This is a genomic window from Ruegeria sp. AH3, assembly GCF_056536265.1.
The window spans coordinates 189126-202673 of the sequence record NZ_JBQFJL010000001.1; the positions used below are offsets into that span (position 1 = coordinate 189126).

The 13548-nt window shown below is 59.9% G+C and carries 11 protein-coding genes; 5 read left to right on the forward strand and 6 right to left on the reverse strand.

The genetic code is table 11. The features are described 5' to 3' along the window. Nucleotides 1-65: 65 nt before the first annotated feature. Together ACR3EM_RS00940 and ACR3EM_RS00945 are read left to right on the forward strand one after the other, a co-directional pair. Nucleotides 66-1451, forward strand: coding sequence for a bifunctional enoyl-CoA hydratase/phosphate acetyltransferase (locus ACR3EM_RS00940; protein ID WP_480468950.1), 1386 nt, complete (start codon nucleotides 66-68; stop codon nucleotides 1449-1451). After that, nucleotides 1451-2626 (forward strand): acetate/propionate family kinase, encoded by a 1176-nt coding sequence (locus tag ACR3EM_RS00945; RefSeq protein WP_480468951.1) that lies wholly within the window; start codon nucleotides 1451-1453, stop codon nucleotides 2624-2626. The genes ACR3EM_RS00940 and ACR3EM_RS00945 overlap by 1 nt, the downstream gene beginning before the upstream one ends. A 210-nt stretch (nucleotides 2627-2836) precedes the next feature. Here ACR3EM_RS00945 and gph read toward each other — a convergent pair whose 3' ends face one another. Then, nucleotides 2837-3511, reverse strand: a complete 675-nt coding sequence (gene gph, locus ACR3EM_RS00950; RefSeq protein ID WP_480468952.1) for a phosphoglycolate phosphatase — start codon at nucleotides 3509-3511, stop codon at nucleotides 2837-2839. Nucleotides 3512-3735: 224 nt separating this feature from the next. Here gph and hemP point away from each other — a divergent pair, with 224 nt between their 5' ends. Together hemP and ACR3EM_RS00960 are read left to right on the forward strand one after the other, a co-directional pair. After that, nucleotides 3736-3903, forward strand: a complete 168-nt coding sequence (gene hemP / locus ACR3EM_RS00955) for a hemin uptake protein HemP (protein ID WP_480468953.1) — start codon at nucleotides 3736-3738, stop codon at nucleotides 3901-3903. Beyond that, nucleotides 3900-4376 (forward strand): hypothetical protein, encoded by a 477-nt coding sequence (locus tag ACR3EM_RS00960; RefSeq protein ID WP_480468954.1) that lies wholly within the window; start codon nucleotides 3900-3902, stop codon nucleotides 4374-4376. Before hemP ends, ACR3EM_RS00960 begins: the two co-directional genes overlap by 4 nt. A gap of 43 nt (nucleotides 4377-4419) precedes the next feature. Here ACR3EM_RS00960 and ACR3EM_RS00965 read toward each other — a convergent pair whose 3' ends face one another. The 5 genes from ACR3EM_RS00965 to ACR3EM_RS00985 all read right to left on the reverse strand — a co-directional run bounded on the left by ACR3EM_RS00965 (nucleotide 4420) and on the right by ACR3EM_RS00985 (nucleotide 12159). Next, nucleotides 4420-7485 carry an aminotransferase class III-fold pyridoxal phosphate-dependent enzyme gene (locus ACR3EM_RS00965; RefSeq protein WP_480468955.1) on the reverse strand — a complete coding sequence of 1022 codons (3066 nt, stop codon included), beginning with the start codon at nucleotides 7483-7485 and terminating at the stop codon, nucleotides 4420-4422. A 110-nt stretch (nucleotides 7486-7595) separates the two neighbouring features. Continuing rightward, nucleotides 7596-8468 carry an NAD(P)-dependent oxidoreductase gene (locus ACR3EM_RS00970; RefSeq protein ID WP_480468956.1) on the reverse strand — a complete coding sequence of 291 codons (873 nt, stop codon included), beginning with the start codon at nucleotides 8466-8468 and terminating at the stop codon, nucleotides 7596-7598. Between the two features lie 91 nt (nucleotides 8469-8559). Next, on the reverse strand, nucleotides 8560-8949 hold the full coding sequence (gene cueR, locus ACR3EM_RS00975) for a Cu(I)-responsive transcriptional regulator (RefSeq protein ID WP_480468957.1): 390 nt from the start codon (nucleotides 8947-8949) through the stop codon (nucleotides 8560-8562). Then, nucleotides 8946-11420, reverse strand: coding sequence for a heavy metal translocating P-type ATPase (locus ACR3EM_RS00980; protein ID WP_480468958.1), 2475 nt, complete (start codon nucleotides 11418-11420; stop codon nucleotides 8946-8948). The genes cueR and ACR3EM_RS00980 overlap by 4 nt, the downstream gene beginning before the upstream one ends. Before the next feature lie 106 nt (nucleotides 11421-11526). Then, on the reverse strand, nucleotides 11527-12159 hold the full coding sequence (locus tag ACR3EM_RS00985) for a pyridoxamine 5'-phosphate oxidase family protein (protein ID WP_480468959.1): 633 nt from the start codon (nucleotides 12157-12159) through the stop codon (nucleotides 11527-11529). A 204-nt stretch (nucleotides 12160-12363) separates the two neighbouring features. Between ACR3EM_RS00985 and ACR3EM_RS00990 the strand changes: the two genes are divergently transcribed. Further along, nucleotides 12364-13521 carry an acyl-CoA dehydrogenase family protein gene (locus tag ACR3EM_RS00990; RefSeq protein WP_480468960.1) on the forward strand — a complete coding sequence of 386 codons (1158 nt, stop codon included), beginning with the start codon at nucleotides 12364-12366 and terminating at the stop codon, nucleotides 13519-13521. The last annotated feature ends 27 nt before the right edge of the window (nucleotides 13522-13548 follow it).

Here is a 13548-nt window from a genome sequence, read left to right on the forward strand (position 1 = left end):
AACGTCATTGGATATTTACCTGAAATCTCATAATGCTCGGTACAAATCAGCCGTCGAGAGTATCCATGCAGTACCACAACAAGCCCTACGATCAGCTACAGATTGGCGATACGGCCGAGTTAAGACGGATTTGCACCGAGGATGATTTTTATGTCTTCGCGTCGAACTCCGGTAATCATAACCCCCTGCATCTGGCGGCCGAGGATGGAGATGGCGACAACATAGATGAGGCGATTGCGCCCGCGATGTTTGTCGGGGCTCTGATATCGGCCGTGCTGGGGAATATCCTGCCGGGTGCTGGGACGCTCTATAAGTCGCAAAGCTTCGATTTCAGCACTCGCGCCCATGCGGGCGAGGAACTGATGGCGCGCGTTACGGTCGTCGAAAAGCGCGAGAACCGAGAGGTGGTTCTGGAAACTCAGGTGATCCGACCCAGCGATGATGCGGTGATCGTCTCTGGCACGGCAGTGGTTACCGCGCCGGAAAAAGAGATGTCATTTCATGAGATCGAAGTGCCCGGTCTTGTGGTGCAGCGGCACCGGCATTTCGACGCGTTGCTGGATCGGTCGCGCCCGTTGCCCCCGATCCCCACTGCCGTGATCGCCCCGGAAGAGCCAAACTCGCTCGGCGGGGCGCTTCTGGCGGCGCGCGAGACCATTATCGAACCGATCCTGATCGGTGATCCCGACAAGATACTGGCAGCCTCCAAAGAGATTGATCTGCCGTTGGGCGAGACCGAGATTATCCCTGTTGCGGGCCATTTCGATGCCGCCAACACGGCAGTCGATCTGGTGATGGATGGTCGTGCCGAGGCCCTGATGAAGGGCCATCTGCACACGGATGACCTGCTGCGCGCCGCGCTCCGGCGTGACAGGGGTTTGAAAGTCGGGCGACGCTTTACCCATGTGTTTGTGATGGATGTACCCGGGCAGCCTCATCCGCTGCTGGTGACCGATGCGGCCATCAATATCGAGCCTGATCTGGAAACGAAGATCGACATCACCCAGAATGCCATCGATCTGGCGATTTCAATCGGTATCGGCGCGCCGAAGGTTGGTGTTCTGTCGGCGGTCGAGACGGTGAACCCCGCGATCCGCTCCTCTATCGACGCGGCTCTTTTGTCCAAGATGGCCGAGCGTGGGCAGATCAAGGGCGGTCTGGTCGATGGTCCTCTGGCCATGGACAACGCGGTTAGCCTTGCGGCAGCACGCACCAAAGGGATTGTTTCGGAAGTGGCGGGCCGCGCCGACATTCTGGTCGTACCCAATCTGGACGCTGGCAATATGCTGGCCAAACAGCTGACCTATATTGCCCATGCCGAAGGTGCCGGAGTGGTGCTGGGGGCGCGGGTGCCGATCATTCTGAACAGCCGTGCGGATGATGACAAGGCGCGCCTTGCCTCTTGCGCCGTGGCGGCGCTGCATGCGGCGCGGTTGTCTGGAAAGGTTTGATGGATCATATCGTTACGCTGAATGCTGGTTCCTCGTCGCTGAAATTCGGGCTGTTCGCTCGGGGCGACGGCGATCCCAGCCCGGTCTGCACTGGAATGGTCGACAGGATCGGCAGCCCGGGGGCGTCGGTCAGCCTGCGTGGGGCGGATGGCAGCAGACTGATCGACGAGGTTTCGGATGCAATCCGCGATCACGACAGCGCGCTGGATCGGGTTCTCAGCCTGCTGCAGAACCAGTTTCCCGCAGCCCGGGTCGCTGCGGTGGGGCACCGCATCGTGCACGGAGGTCCGGATAACGACCGGCCCGCTACCATTACCCCCGATGTTCTAAGCGCACTGGAGGCGCTGAAACCCTTCGCGCCGCTGCACCAGCCCTATAACTTAGCCGGTGCGCGGGCCGCGATGGCGCGCTTTCCCGAGGCCACTCAGGTGGCCTGTTTCGACACAGCCTTTCATCGTCATCACCCGTGGGTGAACGATACCTTCGCGCTGCCGACTGAATATTATGACATGGGTGTCCGTCGCTATGGCTTCCATGGGCTCAGCTACGACTACATCTCGGGTCACCTGGCCCAGACTGCGCCAGGGGTGCATTCCGGGCGGGTGATCGTGGCGCATCTGGGCAATGGCGCATCAATGTGCGCCATTCATGGAGGTCGCTCGGTGGGCTCGACCATGGGCTTTTCAGCGCTGGATGGCTTGCCGATGGGCACGCGCTGCGGTCAGCTTGATCCGGGCGTGATGCTGTACTTGATGCAGCAGAAGGGTATGGAGGCAGAAGAGATATCGGACCTGCTATATCGCAAGTCGGGTCTTCTGGGGTTGTCGGGTCTGTCCAACGATATGCGCACACTTGAACAGTCGGATACGCCTGAGGCCAAGCGGGCAATCGAGTACTTCACCTTCCGTGCCCGCCGGGAACTGGGATCGCTTACAGCGGTGCTTGGTGGTCTGGACGCTGTAGTGTTCACCGGTGGGATCGGAGAGAATTCGGTTTTGATACGATCCGAGATTTGCTCGGATCTAGGGTGGCTCGGGGCTGAGCTGGACGAGAAAGCCAATGCCGGCAGTGCACGTGTGATCTCGACCGAGTCGTCCGCCGTGAAGCTGATGGTCATACCTACCAACGAAGAACTTGTGATCGCCCGCGCAGCCGCCGGAATGTCTGCCGGATAGGTCGCAAAACGCACCCGGATGGACGTTATTTTGCTGGAGTTTTGACAAAAAAGCGCTGCTCTACGGGAATCCCCCAATTTCGGCGCTTGGGTAGATACGTTAATTATTCATTAACACCGGGCAGAACGCCCGTACCACTTTCACAAATTTCCCCCGATGAGGGGCTGGCTTCTTACCCCCTTGGCCGGCCCCTCTCTCTTTTTTTAGGGGTCATGAGTGCTGTGGTGTGTCCCCGAGGATCTGGTTCACCAGATCGGGCAATTCCGCGCTGTCGGCATAGCTGAGCGTATGGTGCATCTCGGTGATCGGTGATTTGCGATAGCCTTCGGTGAACAACAGGAATGGCACCTTCGCCCTGTGCGCGGTTTCAGCGTCGACTTCGCTGTCTCCGACAAATATGCGGGGGCCGGTATCAGGCAGGGCCTCGAAGCTGGCGTGTAGATGCGCAGGATCGGGTTTGCGGGTGTTCAGGCTGTCGCCGCCAAAGACCACGTCGAAATACTGTGACAGATTCAGTGCGTCCAAGACATGACGCGCCGGTTCTTCGGGCTTGTTGGTGCATACGCCCAGAGTGCAGCCCATGGCACGCAGTTGTTCAAGCGCCTCGGGTACGCCGGGATAGACGGCGGTCTGATCACAGGCGACGGCATTGTAATGGCGCAGAGTGAGCTGTGTTAGCTCCGGGTGTCGATCCCGGTCGATCCCGCAATGATCGATGACCCGCTCGACCAGCTTGGGCAAGCCGTTGCCGACGAAGCTTCGGATCGTATCCTGGGGCAGGGGGGTGAGTCCCTGATCTGTCAGCATCCGGTTCGCGGCATTTGCGATGTCGGCGATGCTGTCCACCAGAGTCCCGTCCAGGTCAAATACTACAACTGCCACCATGTTCGATTCCGTCTCTGTTCAGGTACGCCCAAGGCCTAAGGCGCAGCGGCGATCTGTGCAACAGGAAGCGGTTGAAATGCCTAAAAAACCAAGGGTTGACAAATCTTACTATTTTTATCAGATTAAGGGTTGAGAACAGTCAGCCAACCCGAGATCGGGTCAGCCAGATCAAGCGAACCACGAACAGATAAGGCCAAGTGCCAAAACGCTCTGGAGATGCTCCGATGAACGCGCAGACCCCCAATCCGACCCAAAGCTATGCTATCTCGATGCTGCCCGCGCATAAGGCAGAAGACCTGACCGCAGGCGGGAACCTGGCTCATATCGAGCTTGGTGATCAGCTTTACACCCTGCGCATCACCCGCGCGGGCAAATTGATCCTGACGAAATGAGCGCGCCTGCATCGCGCGGCGGTGCCGCTGTTGGACGACTGTCCGATCTGACCCCAGTTGAGGCAGGTGCTGTGATGTACCTGCGTCTTTGGGGCGATGGTGAAACCGGTCGTGCCAATGCGGCCAGCGATTTCGACATAGCGCTGGGCGTGGATCATGGTCGGGCCGCGATGCTGACGCTGGATCGGTTGTGCGCGCTCTGTGCTCATCACGGGCGGAGACCACTGGTTCGGCACGGGCTCGGATGCGCCTGTCTGGGCGCTGATGAGAACTGCTTTGCCCAGATGATTGCCGCGGCCTCCGAAGGTGCGCGCGAAGATGCGATGATGATGGCCTCTTTGATCGTGCGCCCGGATTTCGCCCCCGCTCTGGCGTCGTTGTCAGAAGAACTTGGTCTGGCCTTGCGCCGCATGACCGCCTCAATCCCCCTGCCGACGACAGGGCATCAACCCCCAAGCTCGGTGCTCCACTGATCGGCAAACTCAAAACCCCGGCCATTTGCCGGGGTTTTGTCTTTTAACAGCAGCCGCAACCGGCGTGATGATGATCATGATCGCAAGAAGGCTCTGGCGTGTAATCGCCCACCTCGGACAACACATCGCGCAGGGCCCAGAGGATCATATCCACATCCTCGGCTTCGATCGTCAGCGGAGGGCGGATCTTCAGGATGTTGTCCTTCGGCCCCTCACTGCCGATCAGAATGCGATGATCCCGCATCCGGTTTTTGACATAGCTGCAGATCTCGCTGGCCTCTGAACCATCGGGATTGATCAACTCGACACCCAGAAACAGACCCATGCCGCGCACATCGCCGACCTGCGGGAAATCGGTTTCGATCTGCCGCAGCCCTTCCATCAGGCGGGCTCCCATAACGCGGGCATTGTCCTGCAGGCCTTCGTCATCAACGATATCCAGCACCTCTTTACCGATGCGGCAGGACAGAGTTGATCCGCCGAAGGTCGAGAAGAACTCGATCCCGTTATCAAAGCTTTGTGCGATCTCTTTGGTCGTGACCAGCACACCCAGAGGATGCCCGTTGCCGATGGGTTTGCCCATCACCACGATATCCGGCAGCGCGCCCTGATGTTCGAAGCCGAAATAATGCTCTCCAAGACGACCAAGCCCAGTCTGCACTTCGTCGGCGATGCAAACACCACCCGCAGCGCGGATTTTATCATAGACGGCAGGCAGATATCCTTTGGGCGGAATGATCTGCCCTCCGACCGACGGGAAGGTTTCTGCGATGAATCCAGCGACACCGTGGCCGCGTTCCTGCAAAGCGGCAATCGCGGGATCGACAAAATTCGCGAATTTTGTGGCGCAGTCGGGATCGTCCCGCTTGAACGGGCCGCGATAATCATCCGCAACCTCAACCAGCTCCACCCAATCCGCCTTGCCGACGCCGCCCGGCTTGTTGAACTTGTAGGCCGAGATCGCCACCGCCGCGTTGGTATTGCCATGATACCCGTGATCCGGCGTTACGATCCCCTTCGCCCCGGTATGCGCCCGCGCCAGACGCAAGGCCAGCTCATTGGCCTCGGTGCCGGAGTTGACGAAGAAGCAGACCTCTAACCGGTCGGGGAGTTTTGACAAGACCTTCTCAGCAAAGGCGGTCTGTGCAGGGTGCAGATAGCGGGTGTTCGAGTTCATCCGCTTCAGCTGATCCGCTGCGACCGCCTGAATCCGCGGATGCGCGTGCCCCACGTGGGGCACGTTGTTATAGGCGTCCAGATAGGGGCGACCCCATTCATCGAACAGATGGTGCTTCCAACCGCGCACCAGCATGACCGGATCATCGTATGTCAGGCTGAGGTTGCCCCCGAAGTGATTGTGCCGCCCCTGCAGAATCTTCTGCTTGTCCGTCGGGCGATACGCGACCTTATCGTCCGGCAGGTTCAACAGCGCAGCCGGGTTGGGGCAGACAGCATTCCACAGCTCCAACTCATCCGGATCGGCCACGCCGGGCCAGTCGGCTTGCATGCCTCGTGTGGTCAACGCCAGTTGGAAATGCACATGCGGCGCCCAACCGCCGTTTTGCGTGGCGTCCCCCAGTTGCGCAAAAGCCGCGCCCTGCGCCACCGGATCTCCCGGTTTCAAACGGTCGCAGACCTCGGGGTCAAGATGGCCGTAAAGCGTATAGAACGCATCGCCATCCGGCGTCTCATGATGCAGGATCACCACCCCGCCATAGTCCAGATGCGCATCGCGGTTTTCTACCGCTTCGACCCGACCACTGAGCGGCGCATGCAGAACGGTCCCCGCAGGCGCAAACACATCCACAGCCAGATGCACCGTCCGCCGATCCGAGGCCTTCCACGGCCCCTTGCGGAAACCCGGCTCGGCATAGATCAGGCGGGGCTCGTTGTAATATCCCAGCCAAAGGCCTTCACCGAACTCCTCCCCCACGCGCGCTGCCTCTTCAAGGGGCATGTGGAACGGGTTCTGAGGCCAGGTCGAATTTTCAACCGAAAGCGAGCCCATGGGCGTTGCGCTCAAATCCTGCCCGAACATTTGCGCGAACTGCCCGCGATGGTTGGCCAGATAGGCATGTATGCGCTCCGCTCCGTCCACCACCGGCAAACCACAGGCCGAGCGCAGCCGCGCCGACATCAAATGGCCATTGAGCGATGTGTTCTCAAGAAATCGCCACGCCGGGGCCTGACTGACCGTCACATAAGGGTCATCCGGGTTTTCCGCTGCCATAAGGGTCGAGTTCACAACGGACACCGCAAGCCGCATCTGCAACAGAGGCCAGATCAAATCGACCTCATCTGCGCGCAACCGGTTGGCGGCATGATAGCCGCGCACCAGCGCTGCCAGCGCGCGTTCGGGCTTGGGATGATCCAGCACCACATAGGCTCCGGCAATCGCAAGATCGCATATCCGCGGTGCGGCGCACATATCTCCAAGATCAATCAGGCCCGAGACGCTGCGGCGTTCGCTCAATTCACCCTCGACCAGAATGTTGTAGTCATTTGCATCATTGTGAATGGCCTGTTTGGGCAGATCATCCAGCTGGCTGCGAATGGCATCAAAGCCAGCCACAACATCCTGCAACAGGGCACGCCGCACAGTGTCCTCAATTGCTTCCAACTGATCGGCAATCCAACCCGCCTGCATCAGGTCCCACTTGAACCCCTCACGATGCAGACCCGCATGATCGAACCCTTCCAGCGCCCGATCTGTCGCGCCTAGCACGCGACCCAGCTTCAGGATCAGATCCTCTGTCTTGGGCGCGCTGCGCGCATAACACTCACCCGGCAACCGCTCCAGCAACCAAACCAACCGTTCCGTTCCGCTTTCATCTTCAATTGCGGGCAACATCGCTTCCGAGAGATCGGGGAAGACCCTTGGAAAAGGCAGCCCGGGCGCTGCCGAAGCGATATGTTCCAAGGCTTTGATCTGCAAATCGACCAATCCGGGCTCACACCCCGCCCGCATGACCTTCAGCACATAATCCTGACCGTTGGTCGCCTGCACCAGAAAGTTGAGGTCATATTCCCCATCCAACCGCGTCAACCGAGCATCCAGCCCCCAGCGTTGGCGTAGCTTCCCGGCCCAATATGCGTTCAAATCGCTCATGCGACACCCCTTAGCTCTCCCCAAAGGGGATCCTCTTCATCTGGCCAAAAATATCTTCGGGGGGAATCGCGCCGACAGGCGCGATGGGGGGCAGACAGCCCCCTCTTCGATCACCCCAACGCGCGCAACCGCTTGAACAGAGAGGACGTATCCCAACGCCCCCCGCCCAGCTTCTGCACATCCTTGTAAAACTGATCGACCAGAGCAGTCACCGGCAAGGACGCCCCGGTTTCATCTGCAGTTTCCAGACAAATCCCCAGATCCTTGCGCATCCAATCCACGGCAAAGCCATGCTCAAAATGATCATCCAGCATGGTCTCATAGCGGTTCGCCATCTGCCAACTGCCTGCGGCGCCTTGACTGATCACCTCCACCACAGCGCGGCCATCCAGCCCGGCTTTCTCGGCAAAGTGCAACGCTTCGCTCAGGCCCTGCACCAGCCCGGCGATGGCGATCTGGTTGCACATCTTGGTCATCTGACCCGCGCCGCTGTCACCAATCCTGCGGCAGATCTTCGAATAGACCTGCATCATAGGCTCGGCCTTGTCGTAAGCCGCCTGATCCCCACCGCACATGATCGACAACACGCCATTCTCAGCGCCCGCCTGTCCGCCCGAGATCGGCGCGTCGACAAAAGCAATACCCTTCGCTTGACCGGCCGCATAAAGCTCGCGCGTCACTTTCGCTGAAACGGTGGTGTGATCCACAAAGATCGCACCCTCCGCCATCCCGTGAAAGGCACCTTCCTCACCAGAGCAAACCATGCGCAGATCGTCATCATTCCCGACGCAGGCCATCACGAAATCCGCACCCTCCGCCGCTGCGCGCGGCGTGGTCGCCATCGCGCCACCATGCTGTGCAACCCAGGTCTCGGCCTTGCTTGCGGTGCGATTGTAAACCGTGACCTCATGCCCTGCAGCCTGCAGGTGCCCCGCCATCGGATAGCCCATGACACCCAGGCCAAGGAACGCGACTTTTGCCATTTTTGAGATCCCCTCCGCTGTCCGGCGCGCGCATCGCGCCGGAATGTTCAGCGAAGACAAAGCAAAGCTGAGCCCAAAGGGCAACCCCGCGTCACGCTTTGTGGCCCAGGTCTTTCAGAATCGGACAATCCGGGCGGTCATCTCCGGCGCAGGCGTCGACAAGATGGCTGAGCGTATCGCGCATGCCCTTCAGATCGACGATCTTCGCATCGATCCGGGCCAGATGATCGCGCGCCACGCGTTTCACATCAGCGCTGGCACGGGATTCGTCTTCGTAGAGCGCCAACAGAGTGCGACAATCCTCGATCGTGAACCCCAGGGCGCGGGCGCGGCCCAGAAAGTTCAGCTTGTGAATGTCCTGATCCCGAAAACGCCGATATCCGTTGTCGTCGCGCAGCGGTTTGATCAGGTTGATGTCCTCGTAATACCGAATTGTCTTGGCAGGCAGGCCGGTGCGGGTCGAGACGTCTCCGATATTCATGCCGCCACCTCTCTTTGGCTCGTATTGGTCTGCGCCTCCGGCAGGCTGGCTCTTACACGCCGCAGGCGCAGCGCGTTTGAAACGACGAAGACGCTCGAGAGCGCCATCGCTCCTGCGGCCAGAGCCGGCGATAACAGATGCCCGCCAAACGGATACAACACCCCGGCAGCAACCGGGATCAGAAGCGTGTTGTAGCCAAAGGCCCAGCCAAGGTTCTGCCGGATGTTGCGCATGGTCCGGCGGCTGATCTCGACCGCATTGGCCACGCCGCGCAGATCGCCTGACATCAGTACGACGTCTGCAGTTTCAATCGCCACATCGGTGCCGGTGCCAATCGCAACACCGATATCCGCCGTTGCCAGCGCCGGAGCATCATTAATTCCGTCGCCCACAAAAGCGAGTGCACCGAACTGCTGCTGCAGGGCTGAGATCGCGGCGACCTTGCCATCGGGCAACACCTCGGCTGTGACATGATCGATGCCCAAACGGTCGGCCAAAGCCTGAGCCGTCTGTGCATTGTCGCCGGTGATCATCGCCAGCGTTACGCCCATATCATGCAAGCGGGTCAGCGCCTCGGTCGTACCCGGTTTGATCGGATCGGATACGGCCAAAGCTGCTGCGGCCTGACCGTCGATGGCGACATAGATCGGTGTCGCACCTTGTGCAGCGCGCTTTTGCGCCTCGGTCTGCAGTTCGCCCAGATCAATGTCATTCTGGGCCATCAGCCGATCTGCGCCAACCAGCACGTCGCGCCCTTCGATCTGAGCGCGCAGGCCGAGGCCAGTCAGGGACTCGAACGCTTCGATATCGGGCAAGGCTTCTGGCCCCGCGCGGGTGATCGCTGTGGCGATCGGGTGCTCGGACCGGGCCTCGGCAGCGGCGGCGAGGCGCAGAACCTCGGCGCGGTCAAATCCGTTGGTGATGATGACCTCTTCCAGTTCCGGTCGGCCCAGTGTCAGCGTCCCTGTTTTGTCCAGCGCGATGACCTTGGCCTGTTGCAATTGTTGCAACGCGTCGCCCTTGCGGAACAGTACGCCCAACTCGGCCGCGCGGCCCGTGCCCACCATGATCGAGGTCGGCGTCGCCAGACCCATCGCGCAGGGGCAGGCAATGATCAGGACCGATACCCCGGCGACCAAAGCCAATGGCAAGGCCGGGGCAGGGCCAAAGATCAACCACACCGCTACCGTCAGCACAGCAATCGCCATAACGGCAGGGACGAAATAATAGGTAATCCGGTCGACAAGCCCCTGAATGGGCAGCTTTGCCCCCTGCGCCTGCTCGACCATCCCGATGACCTGCGCCAGGACCGTATCCGCGCCCACATGCGTCGCCTGAATGCGCAGAGACCCGGTGCCGTTAACTGTCCCGCCAACAACAGGGTCACCGATGGCTTTGCCAACGGGCACGGGCTCGCCCGTAATCATGCTCTCATCGATATAAGAATTGCCGTCCAGCACGGTACCATCCACAGGCACGCGCTCTCCGGGTCGGATTTGAACGATGTCACGGACCACTATCTCGGCGATGGGGCGGTCGATCAGCTGACCATCTTTTTCGACACGTGCAGTTTTGGGCTGCAGCCTAACCAGTTTGCGTATGGCGGCCCCGGTCCGCCCTTTGGCACGGGCCTCCAGCAAACGGCCTAGCAGGATCAGGACGACAATGACGGCTGCGGCCTCGAAATACACATTGGCGGTGCCTTGCGGCAGCACCTGCGGTACAAAGGTTGCAATCACCGAATAAAGATACGCAGCCCCGGTACCCAGCGCGACGAGCGCATTCATGTCCGGCGCGCCGCGCAGAAGCGAGGGGATACCTTTGGCATAAAACACGCGCCCGGGACCGATCAGCAATATCGTGGTCAGGGCGAATTGGATCACATGACTGGTCTGTGCCCCAATTGTGGCCATCATCCATTGATGAAAGGCCGGGATCATATGCCCGCCCATCTCAAGGACGAACACCGGCACGGCCAGCGCCGCCGCGATCAGTGTCGTACGGTGCAAACCGGCAAGTTCTTCGGCTTTCTCATTCTGATCCTCTGCGCCCGTATCGGCGGGTCTGGCTGGGTATCCGGCCTCGGACACGCGTTTTGCCAGCGATGCCGGATCGGTCAAGCCGTCGGCATAGTCGATCACGGCGCTTGCATTGGCGAGGTTGACCGATGCCTCCGTCACACCGGGGATGGCATGCAGAGTACGCTCGATCCTGGAGACACAGGACGCGCAGCTCATCCCATCGATCTTCAAACGTGCCTGACGTGTCGCCGCAGGGTAGCCCGCGGTATCCAACGCAGTCAGAATATCCGAAAGCGCGGTGTCATGAGTCACATCCGCCGTGCCGGTCGCAAAGTTCACCGCGGCCTCTCTGACGCCGGGCAACGCACCCAACGCGGCCTCAACCCGGCCGACGCAGGAGGCGCAGTTCATGCCCGTAATCTTGATCTGATCGTGTTGTGATGCCGACATCCGAGTCGTCCCAAAAGTGACTTTCGCCCCTGACATAAGGGTTCCAGTCACGGGAAGGTCAAGGGTTGAGCCATCATTTCCCTGGCCCGCGTCGGTTTGGCGCGGGTTAGGTGGTTGCAGACTTCAATGCGGCCAGTTCCTGACGCAGTCTTTGATTTTCGGCCTGCAGCTCAGCCAATTGCTGACCCAGCGCGTTCATGTGCGGCCTCAATTGGGCCTCAGTAAAGCGGGGCGTGATGTGGCGCGGGCAGTTCCAGTCCAGCGCTTCGACATGGAGGATCGCGGCGCGCTCAGCCTTGGCTTCGGCACCCTCTGGAAAGAGGTGGGCAGCAGCATTTGCCCCTTCGGTGAAAGCCATCCGCCCAAGTATCTTAAGGCGGCGGCTGTTTGCGTAATCCATCAGGATCAGCGCAACCCGGTCGTTGCCGTCCAGATTGCCGCGCGAAATATACTGCTGATTGCCTGAGAAATCCGCATAGCCGATGGTTCGGTCGTCCAGAACCCTGAGAAATCCAATCGGTCCGCCACGGTACTGCACATAAGGCCAGCCTGTCTCGGACACGGTGGCCTGATAGAACCCGTCCCGGGCCTGAATAAACTCTTGCTCAGCCGGACCAATCCGGTGGCCTTGCTGCGGCCCACCTTCGATGAATTTTGCATAACCGTCCGCCGAACCCATGCGCTCTTGGTGGGCGCGCACGGCGGGTGTGAAGGTCAGTTCGGAAAAGGCACGCGGCATGGGTTTTCTCTCGTCGATATGGTTGGCAAGGATAAAAGCCGCTTGGGATGGGCTTGTCACCCGGTGGAACTCAGATGTGATCCCAAGAGGTTGGCGCACAAAGGGACGTTGCGTAGCGAACTGCGCGGACGCAACGTCACATGGATTGGAAGGAATCGCGTGCAAGGATAGCGTTGAACAAACACTTGATCTGGAGAGCTTTTGATGTCGCTTTTTACCAGCACCGCCGCCTGGGTTACTGACGAACACCGGATGTTTGCCGATATGGCGGGCCGGTTCATGGATGATGCACTGGTGCCCAACGCCGAAACCTGGATCGAAAACGGTGTCGTGGATCGCGCGTTCTGGCTGCAGGCCGGGCAGGCGGGCCTGATGGCGGGCTCGATTGCCGAGGAGTATGGCGGCGTGGGTGGCGGCATGGGATTTGATTCCGTGACGCTCTATGAGCAGACCGCACGCGGGGACGCCGGTTGGGGGTACGGGATCCAATCCATCGTAACCCACTATATCACTGCCTATGGCAGCGAGGATCAGAAACAGCGATGGCTGCCGAAACTTGCGTCGGGTGAGATGATCGGTGCGCTGGCTATGACCGAACCGGGCACCGGGTCGGACGTGCAGGCGGTCAAGACCAGCGCCGAAAAGGATGGCAATTCCTATCGGCTGAACGGGTCCAAGATTTTCATCACCAACGGTCAGTCCGCCGATCTCGTGATCGTCGCGGCCAAAACCGATAAATCGCTGGGCGCCAAGGGGGTGTCGCTGATCGCGGTCGAAACGGAAGGGGCCGAGGGGTTCCGACGCGGGCGTAACCTGAAGAAGCTGGGGATGAAGGGCAACGATACGGCTGAGCTGTTCTTTGAAGACGTCAAAGTGCCCATGACCAACCTGCTGGGCCCGGAAGAGGGGCAGGGGTTCTATCAACTGATGAAACAGCTGCCATGGGAGCGGTTGACCATTGGCATCATGGCGCTGGGCGCGATTGACTTCGCCATCGCCGAGACGGTGAAATACGTGCAGGAGCGCAAGGCCTTTGGTCAGAGGGTAATGGATTTCCAGAACACCCGCTTCAAACTGGCCGAATGCAAAACCAAGGCCGAAGTGCTGCGCAGTTTCGTCAACGATTGCATCGGCAAGCTTGAGGCAGGTGAGTTGGATGCGGCCACCGCCTCGATGGTGAAATACTGGGGCTCTGAAGTGCAGAACGAGATCATGCACGAATGTCTGCAACTTTTCGGCGGCTATGGGTTCATGATGGAATACCCGATCGCGCGGCTCTATGCGGATGCGCGGGTTCAGATGATCTATGGCGGCACCAATGAGGTCATGAAAGAACTCATCGCCCGTTCGCTGGACGTCTGAGGCAAAGCGCTCCCGCCCGCGCCTGCC

What these genes read in the sequence shown, in the direction of transcription:
- ACR3EM_RS00940 (WP_480468950.1), top strand. Translation starts at nt 66, where the DNA reads ATGCAGTACCACAACAAGCCCTACGATCAGCTACAGATTGGCGATACG.
- ACR3EM_RS00945 (WP_480468951.1), top strand. Translation starts at nt 1,451, where the DNA reads ATGGATCATATCGTTACGCTGAATGCTGGTTCCTCGTCGCTGAAATTC.
- gph (WP_480468952.1), bottom strand. Translation starts at nt 3,511, where the DNA reads ATGGTGGCAGTTGTAGTATTTGACCTGGACGGGACTCTGGTGGACAGC.
- hemP (WP_480468953.1), top strand. Translation starts at nt 3,736, where the DNA reads ATGAACGCGCAGACCCCCAATCCGACCCAAAGCTATGCTATCTCGATG.
- ACR3EM_RS00960 (WP_480468954.1), top strand. Translation starts at nt 3,900, where the DNA reads ATGAGCGCGCCTGCATCGCGCGGCGGTGCCGCTGTTGGACGACTGTCC.
- ACR3EM_RS00965 (WP_480468955.1), bottom strand. Translation starts at nt 7,485, where the DNA reads ATGAGCGATTTGAACGCATATTGGGCCGGGAAGCTACGCCAACGCTGG.
- ACR3EM_RS00970 (WP_480468956.1), bottom strand. Translation starts at nt 8,468, where the DNA reads ATGGCAAAAGTCGCGTTCCTTGGCCTGGGTGTCATGGGCTATCCGATG.
- cueR (WP_480468957.1), bottom strand. Translation starts at nt 8,949, where the DNA reads ATGAATATCGGAGACGTCTCGACCCGCACCGGCCTGCCTGCCAAGACA.
- ACR3EM_RS00980 (WP_480468958.1), bottom strand. Translation starts at nt 11,420, where the DNA reads ATGTCGGCATCACAACACGATCAGATCAAGATTACGGGCATGAACTGC.
- ACR3EM_RS00985 (WP_480468959.1), bottom strand. Translation starts at nt 12,159, where the DNA reads ATGCCGCGTGCCTTTTCCGAACTGACCTTCACACCCGCCGTGCGCGCC.
- ACR3EM_RS00990 (WP_480468960.1), top strand. Translation starts at nt 12,364, where the DNA reads ATGTCGCTTTTTACCAGCACCGCCGCCTGGGTTACTGACGAACACCGG.